The 14,202-nt window shown below is 39.1% G+C and carries 14 protein-coding genes; all 14 read left to right on the top strand.

What is annotated here, in order from left to right:
• Positions 1-34: 34 nt before the first annotated feature.
• The 14 genes from kamA to J7I90_RS11390 all read left to right on the top strand — a co-directional run bounded on the left by kamA (position 35) and on the right by J7I90_RS11390 (position 14,087).
• Positions 35-1,438, top strand: a complete 1,404-nt coding sequence (gene kamA, locus J7I90_RS11455) for a lysine 2,3-aminomutase (RefSeq protein ID WP_214771679.1) — start codon at positions 35-37, stop codon at positions 1,436-1,438.
• Position 1,439: 1 nt separating this feature from the next.
• Complete coding sequence (locus J7I90_RS11450; RefSeq protein ID WP_214771676.1) at positions 1,440-1,721, top strand: YokU family protein; 282 nt, start codon at positions 1,440-1,442, stop codon at positions 1,719-1,721.
• A gap of 690 nt (positions 1,722-2,411) precedes the next feature.
• Positions 2,412-3,353, top strand: coding sequence for a cytochrome aa3 quinol oxidase subunit II (gene qoxA, locus J7I90_RS11445; RefSeq protein WP_214772142.1), 942 nt, complete (start codon positions 2,412-2,414; stop codon positions 3,351-3,353).
• A 50-nt stretch (positions 3,354-3,403) separates the two neighbouring features.
• Positions 3,404-5,359 carry a cytochrome aa3 quinol oxidase subunit I gene (gene qoxB / locus J7I90_RS11440; RefSeq protein WP_214771673.1) on the top strand — a complete coding sequence of 652 codons (1,956 nt, stop codon included), beginning with the start codon at positions 3,404-3,406 and terminating at the stop codon, positions 5,357-5,359.
• Positions 5,350-5,946 (top strand): cytochrome aa3 quinol oxidase subunit III, encoded by a 597-nt coding sequence (qoxC, locus tag J7I90_RS11435; RefSeq protein WP_096337450.1) that lies wholly within the window; start codon positions 5,350-5,352, stop codon positions 5,944-5,946. Before qoxB ends, qoxC begins: the two co-directional genes overlap by 10 nt.
• A 2-nt stretch (positions 5,947-5,948) precedes the next feature.
• Positions 5,949-6,236 carry a cytochrome aa3 quinol oxidase subunit IV gene (gene qoxD / locus J7I90_RS11430; protein WP_057277337.1) on the top strand — a complete coding sequence of 96 codons (288 nt, stop codon included), beginning with the start codon at positions 5,949-5,951 and terminating at the stop codon, positions 6,234-6,236.
• Positions 6,237-6,434: 198 nt separating this feature from the next.
• The gene (locus tag J7I90_RS11425; RefSeq protein ID WP_214771669.1) at positions 6,435-6,611 is read left to right on the top strand and encodes a hypothetical protein; all 177 of its coding nucleotides are present in this window, start codon (positions 6,435-6,437) and stop codon (positions 6,609-6,611) included.
• Positions 6,612-7,177: 566 nt separating this feature from the next.
• The gene (locus tag J7I90_RS11420; RefSeq protein ID WP_034307512.1) at positions 7,178-7,420 is read left to right on the top strand and encodes a YozE family protein; all 243 of its coding nucleotides are present in this window, start codon (positions 7,178-7,180) and stop codon (positions 7,418-7,420) included.
• A gap of 14 nt (positions 7,421-7,434) precedes the next feature.
• Positions 7,435-9,201: an ATP-binding protein gene (locus J7I90_RS11415; RefSeq protein ID WP_214771666.1), complete on the top strand. Its 1,767-nt coding sequence runs from the start codon at positions 7,435-7,437 to the stop codon at positions 9,199-9,201.
• A gap of 153 nt (positions 9,202-9,354) precedes the next feature.
• Entirely contained in the window at positions 9,355-10,062 is a 708-nt protein-coding gene (locus J7I90_RS11410) for a hypothetical protein (protein ID WP_034307510.1), read from the top strand.
• A 177-nt stretch (positions 10,063-10,239) separates the two neighbouring features.
• On the top strand, positions 10,240-10,410 hold the full coding sequence (locus J7I90_RS11405; protein ID WP_064505166.1) for a YozD family protein: 171 nt from the start codon (positions 10,240-10,242) through the stop codon (positions 10,408-10,410).
• A gap of 230 nt (positions 10,411-10,640) precedes the next feature.
• On the top strand, positions 10,641-11,345 hold the full coding sequence (gene deoD, locus J7I90_RS11400) for a purine-nucleoside phosphorylase (RefSeq protein WP_053535368.1): 705 nt from the start codon (positions 10,641-10,643) through the stop codon (positions 11,343-11,345).
• 253 nt (positions 11,346-11,598) lie between these two features.
• Complete coding sequence (locus J7I90_RS11395) at positions 11,599-13,086, top strand: lmo1851 family serine protease (protein ID WP_214771664.1); 1,488 nt, start codon at positions 11,599-11,601, stop codon at positions 13,084-13,086.
• A gap of 113 nt (positions 13,087-13,199) precedes the next feature.
• Positions 13,200-14,087, top strand: a complete 888-nt coding sequence (locus tag J7I90_RS11390) for an LCP family protein (RefSeq protein WP_214771661.1) — start codon at positions 13,200-13,202, stop codon at positions 14,085-14,087.
• Positions 14,088-14,202: the final 115 nt, after the last annotated feature.

Below are 14,202 nucleotides of genomic sequence, written 5' to 3'. Positions count from 1 at the left end.
TTAATACTACTATCATAACTCAGGAGGTATAACCATGTTATTTGACTTATATAAGCCAGATCGTAATTGGAAGGATATAGAGCTATGGAAAGATGTAACCGAAGAACAATGGAACAACTGGCTGTGGCAGCTTACAAATACAATCCGAACAGTTGATGATTTGAAAAAAGTGATAAACCTGACTCCGGATGAAGAGGAAGGTGTGAGGATTTCCACAAAAACCATTCCATTGAATATAACCCCCTACTATGCTTCGTTAATGAATAAAAATGACCCAAGGTGTCCAATCAGGATGCAATCGGTCCCAATCTCGGAAGAAATGCATAAAACCAAATATGACATGGAGGACCCCCTGCATGAGGATGAGGACTCCCCTGTACCGGGATTGACCCATAGATATCCGGATCGCGTTCTTTTTTTGGTGACGAATCAATGTTCTATGTACTGCCGTTATTGTACGCGAAGACGTTTTTCAGGCCAAATTGGCATGGGCGTGCCAAAAAAACAATTAGACGCTGCAATCGGTTATATACGTGACACACCGGCAGTTCGGGATGTCCTTATTTCCGGCGGGGACGGATTATTGATCAATGACACGATCCTAGAATATATCCTCAAAAACTTAAGGGAAATTCCTCATGTTGAAATAATCAGGATAGGTACGCGGGCACCGGTTGTTTTTCCTCAAAGAATCACTGAAAATTTATGTGCCATTTTAAAAAAATATCACCCGGTTTGGCTGAATACTCATTTCAATACCTCGATAGAAATTACCGAAGAGTCAAAGAAAGCATGTGAGATGCTTGCCGATGCGGGTGTACCTGTAGGCAACCAGGCTGTTATTTTAGCGGGGATAAATGACAGTGTCGCAATCATGAAAAAGCTGATGCATGATCTTGTTAAGATCCGTGTCCGCCCTTACTACATCTATCAGTGTGATCTCTCGGAAGGGATCGGTCATTTCAGGGCACCCATTTCAAAAGGAATTGAAATCATCGAAGGGCTCCGGGGCCATACATCCGGCTATGCAGTGCCTACCTTCGTCGTCGATGCTCCAGGAGGGGGAGGGAAAATTACCCTGCAGCCGAATTATATCCTTTCACAATCTCCTACAAAAACGGTGCTGCGCAATTTTGAAGGTGTGATAACCACTTATCCTGAACCTGAGCAATATACACCAGGACTTGCAGATGATTATTTCAAAGGGATATATCCTGATATGGAAGAAAAACAGTCAGATATAGGTGTATCTGGTTTAATGAACGACAAGCAATTCAATTTAGTGCCTGAAGGGCTGAAGCGAATGAACCGACGGGAAAATTACGTGACCAACCCAGAGCATGCTTCATTGAAAAACAAACGTGAAAAGCGAGATTTGTTAAAAGAAAAGAAATTCCAGGCACAGCAAAAAAAGACCACTCCTAAGGGGGATGAATAGAATGGAGATGTGTCCATGGTGTGAGGTCGGAACATTACAATCGGTAACTGATACAGTTTTTTGGGAGTTGCCAGATGGATCGAGAGCGGTTGAAATTGATGAAACGCCATCGTTCTACTGTGATAATTGCCATGCGCTATTTCAGAGTGATGAAACGACTAAAGAGATTGAAGACCAGCTGTTTTTAATTGATACGAAAGAGTTAGGGAAACAGACGACGTATGACGAGTTATTGAAGATGAAGCGGTTGTTAAAGCGGAATTATTTTGATTTTGGGAAATAAAAAATAATTAGAAGTTGCCTCATCATCTACTTTTTTTGGTGAGGTTTTTCTGTGCGCCCGGCGGTGCGGTCTATAGGGTGCACATCTCGAACAGTGAAGGCATTATCTGCGGTTGCTTTCCGTAGTGACGCGGAATTCTGAAGGAAGCAAGCAGTATATTGAGATATATTATTTTGGAAGCCTCTTTTGGAGAGGTCTTTTTAAATTTCTTCAAAGGGTATTAGGGTAGGTGAAAAGCACTGTTAAAACAACTAAATTTTATTTTCAAAATACGAAGAGCAGAAATAATAATGAAAGACCAATCGTACAAAATTAATATCCCTGCGGCTGTTGTAATGGAAAGGAAAATTGAAGTGCCTGTTATTCTTATATCAATGGCCGGTCCAAGAAAAAATCCAGTACCAATAGTGCAGCCAACCCCTATCAAGGACAATTCAAACATTTTAAATCTTCATCTTCACTCCCTTACTTTGACCACTAGGAATAAAAAAATCCATACAGTATCTCCTCCTCACATATTCAAATTTCTTTTCAAAGCAAGTAGGTATTTAGATTACCTGTTTCTCTGAACATTCCCCAAATGAATTCATATAAAAGTGAGAAATTACCATTCTTAATAAGCATTTTTTGGGATAACTTCATGTTTTTGTGGATAACTTAGAAATGAATCTTAAAAGAAAGGGTACATATATGAAAATAAAATGGGTTAAATTAGCTATTCTTTCTACCATCGTCAATGTTCTTTCTGGCTGTGAATCATTAGCGGTCTTAGACCCTAAAGGACCTCAAGCCCAAACGCAGGCCAATGTGATTTGGCTATCAATTGCGATCATGGCGGTTATTGTTATAGTTGTTTGTGCTATTTTAGTCTTTGTGTTAACGAAATACCGTGACTCTAAACTACCTAAAGATTATGAACCACCCTACATTGAAGGGAATCATGTTGTTGAAACGATTATTGTTGGGGTGCCAATTTTAATCGTCATTTTCTTCTCCGTTGTTTCTGTAATTTCCAACAATAAAGTGGAAGCCACTCCGGAAGGGTACAAGGGTCAAGATCCATTAGTTATTTACGCTTCGTCGTCAGACTGGAAGTGGCATTTTAGTTATCCAGAAAACGATATCGAGACAGTTAACTACTTGTATATTCCAACAAATCGACCACTCGAATTTAAACTTTATTCATTCGGGCCTATCACGAGTTTCTGGATTCCACAACTTGGCGGTCAAAAATATGCCATGTCTAACATGGTGACCACATTACACTTAGCAGCGGACGAATCAGGGGAAATGATGGGAAGAAATGCAAATTTTAGTGGGAAAGGATTCGCTGAAAATATGTTCCACGTCGAAGCGATGTCTCAAGATAAGTTTGATGAATGGGTAAAGGAAGTTAAAGAAACTGCGAAACCCATTACTGAAGTAAGATTCAATGAATTATTAAAACCGGGTCATGAAGGACAGTTAACGTTTACTGGAACTCATTTAGACTTCTCACCAGCTCCAGAAGGTGAAAATGCTGGACATCATCATGGCTCAAGTGACTCTAACGCGAATTCAAAAGGCGAACATATGGAACATGATCATAAGTCAAGTAATAGTAAAGAAAAATCAGTACACAATCATGAATAATTTCTTAGTCTATCTCGAGAAAAATATTTTCAGAAAGGAAACACAAAAGTATGGGTTTTTTCTCTAGATTTCTTATACCTAATCCTAGTCCCGTCATTTACTCATCAATGGTGGCCATTGGTGTTACTGTTCTCTTGATCATTGTTGGTTTAACCCACTTTAAAAAATGGTTTTTTTTATGGAGTGGCTGGCTAACAACCGTCGATCATAAAAGAATAGGTATTATGTATCTAATATCTGCTTTGCTAATGCTATTTCGTGGTGGGGTAGATGCTGTGATGATGCGTGCGCAACTTGCAGTACCGGATAACAAATTATTAGATTCACAGCACTATAATGAAATTTTTTCAACACATGGGGTTGTAATGATTCTCTTTATGGCGATGCCGTACATTATGGCCTTAATGAATTTCGTAGTGCCATTACAAATTGGAGCCCGAGATGTAGCATTCCCACGTCTAAATGCCGTAAGTTTCTGGTTATTTTTTATGGGTGCGATGCTATTCAACATCTCTTTTGTAATTGGTGGTTCGCCTGATGCAGGGTGGACATCTTATTTCCCGCTTGCAGGTAATGAATTTAGCCCGCATGTTGGGACGAATTATTATATGATTGGTATTCAGATAGCCGGAATAGGTACATTAATGACGGGGATTAACTTTTTGACGACTATTCTTAAAATGAGAGCACCCGGTATGACATTAATGAAAATGCCAATGTTTACATGGTCTGCTTTAGTCACAAGCATTATTATCATTTTCGCATTCCCTGTATTGACAGTGGCGCTGATCATGGGAACAATGGATCGACTATTCGCAACCAAGTTTTTCACAATGACTGATGGGGGTATGGATATGCTTTGGGCTAACCTGTTCTGGGTTTGGGGACATCCTGAAGTTTATATCTTAATTTTGCCTGCATTTGGTCTTTTTAGTGAGATTATCCCAACCTTTTCGCGACGTAACCTATATGGATATCGATCAATGGTTGCTTCAATGGTATTTATCTCTATATATTCATTCTTCGTTTGGACGCACCATTTCTTTACAATGGGGCAAGCAGCATATGTTAATAGTATTTTCTCGATTACAACGATGGTAATCGCTATCCCGACTGGAATCAAGATCTTTAACTGGTTGTTCACGATGTGGAAAGGCAGAATCAGATTTACCGTACCTATGCTTTATTCAATAGGTTTCATACCTCTTTTCACAATCGGTGGAGTTACCGGGGTTATGCTTGCGATGTCAGCGGCGGATTATCAATACCATAATACAATGTTTTTAGTAGCTCACTTCCACAATGTCATTATTCCGGGTGTAGTATTTGCTGTGCTTGGTGCCGGAACTTACTACTGGCCGAAAATGTTTGGTTTCATGTTGAATGAAAGGATTGGCAAATGGGCGTTCTGGTTTCTAACCATTGGTTTTTGCTTAGCATTCTTCCCTATGTATATTACGGGTTTAGATGGTCAAGCACGTCGTATGTACACATACTCTGAATCGACTGGATTTGGACCATTGAATATGATTTCGTTTATCGGGGCAGCTTTAATGGCAATCAGTTTTGTATTAATCGTATATACGATTTACTATAGCATTCGCCATGCTCCAAGAGATGTTAGTGATGATCCGTGGGATGCACGTTCCCTTGAATGGGCTACTCATAATCCAGTACCAGAATATAACTTTGCTATTATTCCACAAGTGAACTCAAGGGAAACGTTTTGGGATGCTAAATATAAAGGTCATGAATTATTCAAGGGAGACTATGAAAAAATTCATATGCCCAATAACAGCGGGGGACCGTTTATCCTGTCCTGTATCTTCTTTGTCTTTGGATTTGCGTTAGTATTCAGCATATGGTTTCTTGCGATTATTGGGTTAATCGGTATCTTTGTTTGCATGGCTCATCGTTCATTCGAAATAGATCATGGGCATTACATTTCTGTAGAAGAAATTAAAGAGACAGAAGCAAAATTCGGGGGTGTTAATAAATGGAAATAGATCACTCGCAACCTCTTGAATATAGTACAGAACAAAATCGTCTAAATATTTTAGGCTTCTGGATTTTCCTTGGAGCCGAAATTATGCTTTTTGCAACACTCTTTGCATCATATTTTACATTAGTTGATCGTACTGGTAATGGACCTGCTGGAGCAGAATTATTTGAAATCACTCCAGTACTTGCTGAAACATTCTTGCTCTTAACAAGCAGTTTTGTCATCGGGCTTGGAATTCATGCCATGCGACTTGGCAACAAGAAAGCTATGTTGACATTTTTCGTAATCACTCTCCTTCTTGGATTAGGATTTATAGGATTTGAAATTACTGAGTTCATTACCTATTATCGCGAAGGAGCTACACTGCAAACTAGTGCATTTACATCGATGCTTTTTACAACATTAGGGACACATGGAGCACATGTTACATTAGGGCTTTTCTGGGGGTTATTTATTATCCTTCAAGTGAAAAAACGCGGGTTGACACCTGAAACAGCCAATAAATCTTTCATTTTCTCTCTTTACTGGCATTTCTTGGATATCGTTTGGATCTTCATCTTCACCTTTATCTACATGAAAGGAATGACATGAACATGAAGGAATTATTCCCGGCTAAGCAAGTATGGGGTTTTGTATTTTCATTGATTTTGACGTTTGTAGCTATTTTGGTTTACTTCTTCAATATGTCAAAAGCAACAGGCATGACGATTTTTATATTGACAGCATTCATACAAGCAGCTGTTCAACTAGTTGTGTTTATGCATGCTCGTGAAACTGATGATAGCAAATCAATTTTTATGACATTATATTGCGCTATATTTCTAGCTCTAATTACTGTCTTCGGTACAATACTATGTATGATCTGGGGTTGGAGTTATTGATATGATACAGCTTGGGAACAGAAGGCGTATGATGAGTAATTGAAGTTGAAATAGGACTATGGGCTATGAATAGGGAAAAGCTTATAATGCCCTATTACAATATAACTGCTGATAAATTCCAATTTTAAAAAGCGACCTTCATTTAAGGGATACGGCTATTGAAATTCCCTTTTAAGGTTATTTCCAATCCCAATGAGAATGGGGGAAATAGCCACTGATCGTGCGGATTCAGATAGCCATCTAAAAAAAATGTTTTATAAACTATTAGAGAAAAGTAATAGCAAGGTGTTTGATGGCTGGGAAGAGTACCAAAAAGAAATTCCCTATTTCTCCAGATGCAATGAAAGCATATCTTTATCAAGAACTTCATCGTGAAAATCCTACTCGTGAGTAATATGTTCTTCATACTATTCGTAAGAGGTGTAAGGCGTTAGTGAAAAGACTGGATTTTTTACAGCAAATAAAAGCAATAAATTGTTCCATATATGAATGAATAAATCCCCTCATTTTAGACAGAACAGTGTAAACCACTATTTCTATCGAAGAAGGGGATTTGATTTTTCCTTTCAGAAAACTATAGCCTGCGGGAAATTGAAGATTTTTAAAGTCATTCCGTCATCCTTCATGCGGAATGACAGATCGTGCCCCGCATGTTTATTATAGTCCTTGGGCATTGATATACCAGTTGAAGAACTTCGTCTCCTTTATCGAACATATTTAGAACGATATCTTAAAAAATAAAAAAAATTTCCGTTTTAAGGAAAGAGTACGATATTTTAGTGTCATTCCGTAATAAAACGAATGCATTTTGTGTTGGAAAATCGTGGATTTCATAAAATGAGGAAGAAAAAACCAAATTGTTTTTTAAAAAAGTGGACGGAAGCGAAAGTTTCCGATATATTAAAGCAGAAATCATAGTTATTTTAGGGGGGCTCGACATCATGAGACCATTTTATTTATATTTAATGAAATTTCGACAACCAAAGGAGATTGATGCAATCACTAAATTTGCCAATTATGCCTATGAGGATCATGGCTTCCCAAAACAATCGACTGATTATAATGAACTGAGCAGTTATTTAGAATTGAATGCAGACTATCTCGAAAGTATGTCAGTATTCGATCAAGCGTGGGAACAGTATGTCCAAATAGAAGAAGGGCTCATATTGGGAGATCAGGAATAGGGAGGATCGGAAGGATGTTTAAAAGCCTTCAAACCCGAATTTTGCTTTATTCTTTACTTATTGCAAGTGTTCCTCTTCTGATCTTGGGGATCATATCCTATGGATCACAACGTTCCCTTCTGGAGAAGGAAGCAAGAAATGCCCTGAATGCAGGTTCACTGAATATTGTAAATGAAACATACAGTTATTTGAACGAACGAATCAGTGATGTGAAGTTAATGAGTGCAAATTCGGCAATCATCAATCCTGGCTATTCAAGAAAAGATAAGTCAGATGAATTAAAAAAGTTTATCGATGCCAAAGGAAATTATTACGGAGTCCTGTATTTGGATATGGAAGGCAATGTCATTGCAGATACATCCAATAAAATGATCGGGGATAACCTCGCGAAGAGAATATGGTTCAAAGAGGCAATGGAAGGTCATGAATTCCTTTCAGACGTATATAAAACCCGGGCTTTCTCAGAACCAATTATAGCTCTGAGTGCTCCGGTATATGATAATTCAGGGGAAATGATCGGAGTCGTATCCACAGCTTTCCGATTGGAAGGGCTTTGGGAGATGATGGAGGAAAAGGCTAATGAAATTAGCGAAAAATACCCAGTCAACTTTTACATGATCAACCAAGAAGGCATCATGATTTCGAAAAAAGACCCACATGGCATGGTGCAGGATTCTGCCCTGAAAAAAATGGGATTAACGAAAGATAAGCTGATGGGAGCATCGTTAACGGATGAATTATACAGTGAAGAGAATGGGGAAAAAATATATTCCATCCAGCCTGTCCATACGGTAGCACAAACAGAGAACAAATGGTTTGTTGTTGTGGGTGCTGATAAGAAACAGGTGTTTCAGCCTTTGAATGACCTATTGACACGGTACCTGAAAATCTACAGCATCGTTTTTGTTTCTATCATTCTGGCTGTCTATTTACTTACAAAGACCCTCGTACGGCCAGTTCAAGAACTTGTCGAAGCGACAGAGGATTTCATAGGAGGAAAGGAGTTCATCATTTCCGACAAAAAAAGCTTCGAGGAAATGGAAAAATTGAACCTTGCCTTCCTAAGAATGATGGAAACGATTGAAGATCGTGAGAAGGAAATCGTCCGTACGGAAAAATTGAAATATGTTGGTCAGCTTGCTGCCGGTGTCGCCCATGAAATCAGGAACCCATTGACGACAATAAAGGGTTTTTTTCAATTATTGAAGAGCCAGGACCACGATAAATCATTGATAGAAAAATATAGCGATGTCATGCTTCATGAAGTGGATCGGGTCAATGCATTTGTGACACAACTTCTTGATTTGGCAAAACCGCATCAACTGGAATGGGAGAAAATCGATTTAAAGGATTTCCTTGATGAAATTATGGATACATATACTTCCTCAATTCCGAGTTCTCATGTAAGAATAATTAATGGGATGACACAATCCGTTTTTGTTTATTCAGACAGGAACCGGTTAAGGCAGGTTCTCTTGAATGTCTTGAATAATGCATGTGAAGCCATCGAAGCTAAGGGGCAGATTGAACTGCATCACGATTCCATCTCCCAATATATAAGATTAGTGATAAACGATGATGGAAAAGGCATCAGTCCCGAGAATTTAAAAAATATCGGTATGCCCTTTTATACCACCAAACCGGATGGAAACGGATTAGGTGTGGCTACATGCATTCAGATAATGGAGGAATTAAAAGGAAAATTCCAAATTGAGAGCGTCCTCGACGAAGGAACGAAAGTGACGCTCTCAATCCCCACTACGAACCGTCTCATTAAATGAGGCGGTTTTTTTGGTTGTAGTGCCCCTTAAATAAATGGGCCGGTTAATTAGCTAAATGAGCAAAATGCCCGCTTATTTCCATTAACCTCCATGTTTGTTTGTGCATATAATTTACTAATCAAACGATAAGGACCATATTGGGGGATGTCTCTTATGGGCAAAAAAAAACAGCCGAAATTTAAATTAGGCGATACAGTCGTAATAACAATGTATGGGACAGTCGGGAATATAACCGATGTGAAATTTCTCGATGGTGCTTATGTGTATGAAGTGAACTATAGTGAAGGTCTTTATATCGAAAAAACATTGCAATCGATAAATGAATATGAAGGAGAAATCCTTTATCCGAAAGAACAAATCGATATTGAATATAAATTTTTATTAGGCGACTTGGTCCAAGTGGATGGATATGAACAGGATTATTTCAAGATTATCGGCTATCGAACGGAAATTTGGCGCTATAAGGAAAATGCCTGGGAGGATGTAATCTATGAGTTATCAAGAATCTCTGATGGTGAATGGCTTGAAGCGCATGAAGAAGAACTGACTTTGATTGCCGATGCAAAACGTGCAGATGGAATCATTAAAAAGTTGGGCCTGCTCCTTCCTCAAAAGAAAAATGAGCTTGCTATCATTGCTAAACAAAACAACCCTGGTAAAGGTGAGCGAGAAATGACAATGACAAAAGATGAAAAAAAGGAAATGATTGATGGCCTGTTGGATTTATATAATGATTATTGTAAGCTCTACGAACATTTTGGCGATGATGAATATCGTCACATCATGAAGATCGCCCTCGCTAAAATTGAAAAGGCGGCAGAGGAAATTTATCCAGATCATAAAAAGAAGCAAACGAAGTGAAAGGCACTTATACTTTTAAAGGGCAATTTCCAGATTCCCTATAGAAGTATCCATTCAAATTGAACACGAATGGAACTTGATAACGATGGACCCTTCATATGTTTTTCCATTAAGGGATACCTAACTGGTATATTTGTCTCTACACATTCATAGACCTTTAAATAAGGGGGCGATGATTTGCGAGAAATTGAGGTTTTTATTGATACAGAAGAGATAGCGGAATTCTTTTTCCAAGAATTGATAAGACGGGGCTATCTTCCAACAGAAGCTGAAGTTGAAGATCTTGCTGACATCACATTCGAATATCTTCTTGAAAAATGCATAATTGATGAAGAAGTCGATGAGTAACCTGTCATAAGACGGTTAGCAGCTTCCTTTCCCTTAATTTTATTAACCATTTAAAAAAAGACGGCGGACTTCCGCCGTTTTGTTTGCGATTTAGGAAGGGTACCAAAAGTCGTTTCGTGATTTCCATTTTTCAAGTTCCAGATAAGGTTCGATTTTCCTAACTTGTGGTTGATATGGTATAGTAGTTTTTGAATATCATTTCAACCACAAGTTAAGGAGGACATAGTCGTATGAGCGTACATATAGGTGCAAAAGAGAATGAAATTGCGGAAACGGTCTTACTTCCTGGGGACCCGTTGCGTGCAAAATATATTGCTGAAACATTTTTAGAGGATGCTAAACTTTATAATGAAGTTCGTAACATGTTTGGATATACAGGGACATATAAAGGAAAACGAATTTCTGTACAAGGTACAGGCATGGGTGTCCCATCCATTTCGATTTACGTGAATGAATTGATGAATAGCTATAATGTCCAGAAGTTGATTCGTGTGGGAACTGCAGGAGCGATTCAAAAAGATGTAAAAGTCAGGGATGTGATCCTTGCCATGAGTGCTTCCACCGATTCCCAAATGAACCGCATGACTTTCGGCGGTGTGGACTTTGCCCCGACCGCGGATTTCGAATTACTTAGAAAAGCTTATGACGTCGGCACGGCAAAGGGCTTGCAATTGAAGGTCGGTAATGTATTTACGGCCGATCAGTTTTATAACGATAATAGTGAATTGGAAAAATGGGCAAAATACCAAATACTTGCGATAGAAATGGAGTCAGCGGCCCTTTACACGCTTGCTGCTAAATTTGGACGCCAAGCTTTATCTGTTTTGACCATTTCCGATCACATTTTAACTGGTGAGGAAACGTCGGCGGATGAACGCCAGTCAACCTTTAACGAAATGGTTGAAGTGGCATTGGAAGCAGCTATCCAGGACTGATAATTTGATGTAAATGACAGGCGGGTGACCAGGAATAAGTGATGCTGTATAATGGCAGGTTGGATACAGCCTCATTTGTTCCAGGTAACCGCATTTTTGTAATATCGGGAGATGCCTGTTGTCCTTGGAGCATTCTCCATGATTTGAAGTGTATTAAAAAATACATATGGCTATAAGTTGTTATTTTTGATAACTATTATTTTTCGATTGGCATGAAAGCTGATAAAATAGGAATGAAATCGTTTATATCGTCATGAAGAATGAAAGTGGTGAGGCTTCAGTGGAAGAAGAAAATCAAAAACAGCCAAAAGAGGCAGGGAAATTCATTAAAATAAAGAAGTTTACGTTCATTATGGGGATTTTCTTAGTCATATTCCTAACTGCAGGGATTACTACAATAGCCTTGACCTTTGGAGATGAAAAAGTAGAGTCATTAGCACCGGATAAGCATGCGGAATTTGAAAAGCTGTATTCTACATACGATAAGATAAAAGATAACTATTATGAAGAGGTTGATGAAGAAAAGCTGGTTGACGGCGCAATTAAGGGAATGATCAAATCATTGGATGATCCCTACTCTGCTTATATGGATAAAAAGGAAGCATCGAGTTTCGATGAGAGCATCTCTTCATCTTTTGAAGGAATCGGTGCTGAGATTCAGGAGCAGGATGGAAAAATCATGGTCGTCTCACCGATAAAAGGGTCCCCGGCAGAAAAAGCAGGGGTAAAACCAAATGATATCATTTTAAGTGTGGATGGTAAAAGTGTTGAAGGGCTAACCTCTTCTGAAGCTGTCCTGAAAATCAGGGGCGAGAAGGGTACGAAAGTGGATCTATCCATCTCAAGAGCTGGTGAGTCGGAACCGATCGAGCTCACCATTAAACGGGACACAATTCCGATTGAAACGGTATATGCGGAAATGCTTGATGATGGAGTTGCAAAAATTCAAGTGACCAGTTTTTCCGAACATACAGTACAAGAGCTGAAAACGGCGCTTGAAGAAATGTCGAAGAAGGATATGAAGGGTCTCGTATTGGATTTACGGGGAAATCCGGGAGGACTTCTTGACCAAGCAATAGAAATGGCAAGCCTGTTCGTACCTAATGGGAAAGTGGTCCTTCAAGTTGAGGATCGCAGCGGGAAAAAAGAAGTCTTTAAATCTGAGAATGATGGAAAACTGAAAATCCCGGTAGTCGTGTTGATTGATGACGGAAGTGCCAGTGCTTCTGAAATCGTTGCAGCGGCTGTCAGTGAGTCTGCGGACATTCCATTGATTGGTGTCAAGTCATTTGGGAAAGGGACAGTGCAAACTGCCGAACCCTTTAAAGATGGATCTAACTTCAAATATACGGCAGCTAAATGGTTGACTCCTGAAGGCAATTGGATTCATAAAAAAGGGATCAAGCCGGATATTAATGTGAAGCTTCCTGATTATGCCAGCCTTCCGTACATTTCGCCTGATAAGGAATTGAAAGCATCCGATTCTTCTAGTGAAGTGAAGGCGGCTGAAGAGATGCTGAAGGAAGCAGGACATGATCCAGGTAAAATAGATGGATTCTTCGATGAAGCAACCAAGAATGCGGTCACAGCATTCCAAAGGGAACAAAAAATTAAAGAAACCGGCACCATTAAGGATGATACTACCGTGAAATTGATGCAGGTCATCCGCGAGAAAATCCTTAAGAACGACACACAAGTGAAAAAGGCAGTGGAAGTATTAAAGAAAGAAATCAATAAATGATTTTGACCGAAAAGCCTGTCAGCGAATATCGTTGGCAGGCTTTTTTGTCGTTTCATGCATAGGATTCCAAAATTAGGCAGAGAATAGGGGTAATTTTCCGATGAGGTGAGGTAATGAAAGAAAAGGTATTGTTCATATATCTATTGGTCTTGATTCTGGCAGGCTGCACCTATGCGCCTTTACCCAAACAAAATGGAAATGAAGGTACGGAAAAAAAACTAACCAATGAAGAGACTAAGGAAAGCGGAAAAATATTTCTGTTAATTGGTGTTGACACAAGGGGAGAGCAAAAATCTCGATCAGATGCGATTATCCTGGCAAAATACTTTCCTGAGCAGGAGAAACTGAAGCTGGCTTCCATTATGCGTGATAGTTATGTGAAAATCCCCGGGAATATATCAGGATATAACAAAATAAATGCTGCTTATTATTATGGTGGCAGGGAATTGCTGAAGAAAACCATACAGGAAAACTTCGATGTCAAGGTCGACCATGTAGCGGTAATCGACTTTAAGGGATTTGTGAAGATGGTGGATTTACTTGCCCCTGAGGGGGTGGCGGTGAATGTGGATCAGGAAATCATAGATGATATGAGCATCCAAGCAAGCGTCGGTAAAAATGTTTTACATGGCGAGGAAGTATTGAAATATGTCCGTTTTAGACATGACGATGAAAGTGATTTTGGTAGGGTTGAGCGTCAACAAGAAGTAATGGTTCAATTAAAAACAGCGTTTATAAATCAAATCTCATCCTTCGAAGGGATGGCAGCCCTTCCTAGTATCATAGAACAAGGACTATCGTACTTGGATACAGATATTGGTCTGAAAACAATAATGGAAATGGGACCAAAAGCCGTTTTCCATACACCGGAAACTGTCGAAACCCTAAGGGTTCCAGTGGAAGGAAGCTTTAAAGATGAAATATATCCCCAATCCGGAGCCGTTTTGGAAATGGACAGCACTGAAAATAAAAAAGCACTTCAGGAGTTCTTTTCAAAATAATAAGAATGTCCAATTCCCTTTTATTATCGAAGACATCGTTATATGAACTGAAGAAGTTTCGAAATTTAATATTGTATTATAGACCTCGCAAGAATAATTCGATCACCTTAAAAAA

The sequence above is a fragment of the Bacillus sp. ISL-57 genome (assembly GCF_018613135.1).
Lineage (GTDB): Bacteria > Bacillota > Bacilli > Bacillales > DSM-1321 > Peribacillus > Peribacillus frigoritolerans.
This window is presented reverse-complemented; position numbering and strand designations above follow the sequence as displayed.

What these genes read in the sequence shown, in the direction of transcription:
- J7I90_RS11410 (WP_034307510.1), top strand. Translation starts at nt 9,355, where the DNA reads ATGGGCAAAAAAAAACAGCCGAAATTTAAATTAGGCGATACAGTCGTA.
- qoxC (WP_096337450.1), top strand. Translation starts at nt 5,350, where the DNA reads ATGGAAATAGATCACTCGCAACCTCTTGAATATAGTACAGAACAAAAT.
- J7I90_RS11420 (WP_034307512.1), top strand. Translation starts at nt 7,178, where the DNA reads ATGAGACCATTTTATTTATATTTAATGAAATTTCGACAACCAAAGGAG.
- J7I90_RS11450 (WP_214771676.1), top strand. Translation starts at nt 1,440, where the DNA reads ATGGAGATGTGTCCATGGTGTGAGGTCGGAACATTACAATCGGTAACT.
- J7I90_RS11425 (WP_214771669.1), top strand. Translation starts at nt 6,435, where the DNA reads ATGGGGGAAATAGCCACTGATCGTGCGGATTCAGATAGCCATCTAAAA.
- qoxA (WP_214772142.1), top strand. Translation starts at nt 2,412, where the DNA reads ATGAAAATAAAATGGGTTAAATTAGCTATTCTTTCTACCATCGTCAAT.
- qoxB (WP_214771673.1), top strand. Translation starts at nt 3,404, where the DNA reads ATGGGTTTTTTCTCTAGATTTCTTATACCTAATCCTAGTCCCGTCATT.
- J7I90_RS11395 (WP_214771664.1), top strand. Translation starts at nt 11,599, where the DNA reads ATGAAGAATGAAAGTGGTGAGGCTTCAGTGGAAGAAGAAAATCAAAAA.
- kamA (WP_214771679.1), top strand. Translation starts at nt 35, where the DNA reads ATGTTATTTGACTTATATAAGCCAGATCGTAATTGGAAGGATATAGAG.
- J7I90_RS11390 (WP_214771661.1), top strand. Translation starts at nt 13,200, where the DNA reads ATGAAAGAAAAGGTATTGTTCATATATCTATTGGTCTTGATTCTGGCA.
- J7I90_RS11415 (WP_214771666.1), top strand. Translation starts at nt 7,435, where the DNA reads ATGTTTAAAAGCCTTCAAACCCGAATTTTGCTTTATTCTTTACTTATT.
- deoD (WP_053535368.1), top strand. Translation starts at nt 10,641, where the DNA reads ATGAGCGTACATATAGGTGCAAAAGAGAATGAAATTGCGGAAACGGTC.
- qoxD (WP_057277337.1), top strand. Translation starts at nt 5,949, where the DNA reads ATGAAGGAATTATTCCCGGCTAAGCAAGTATGGGGTTTTGTATTTTCA.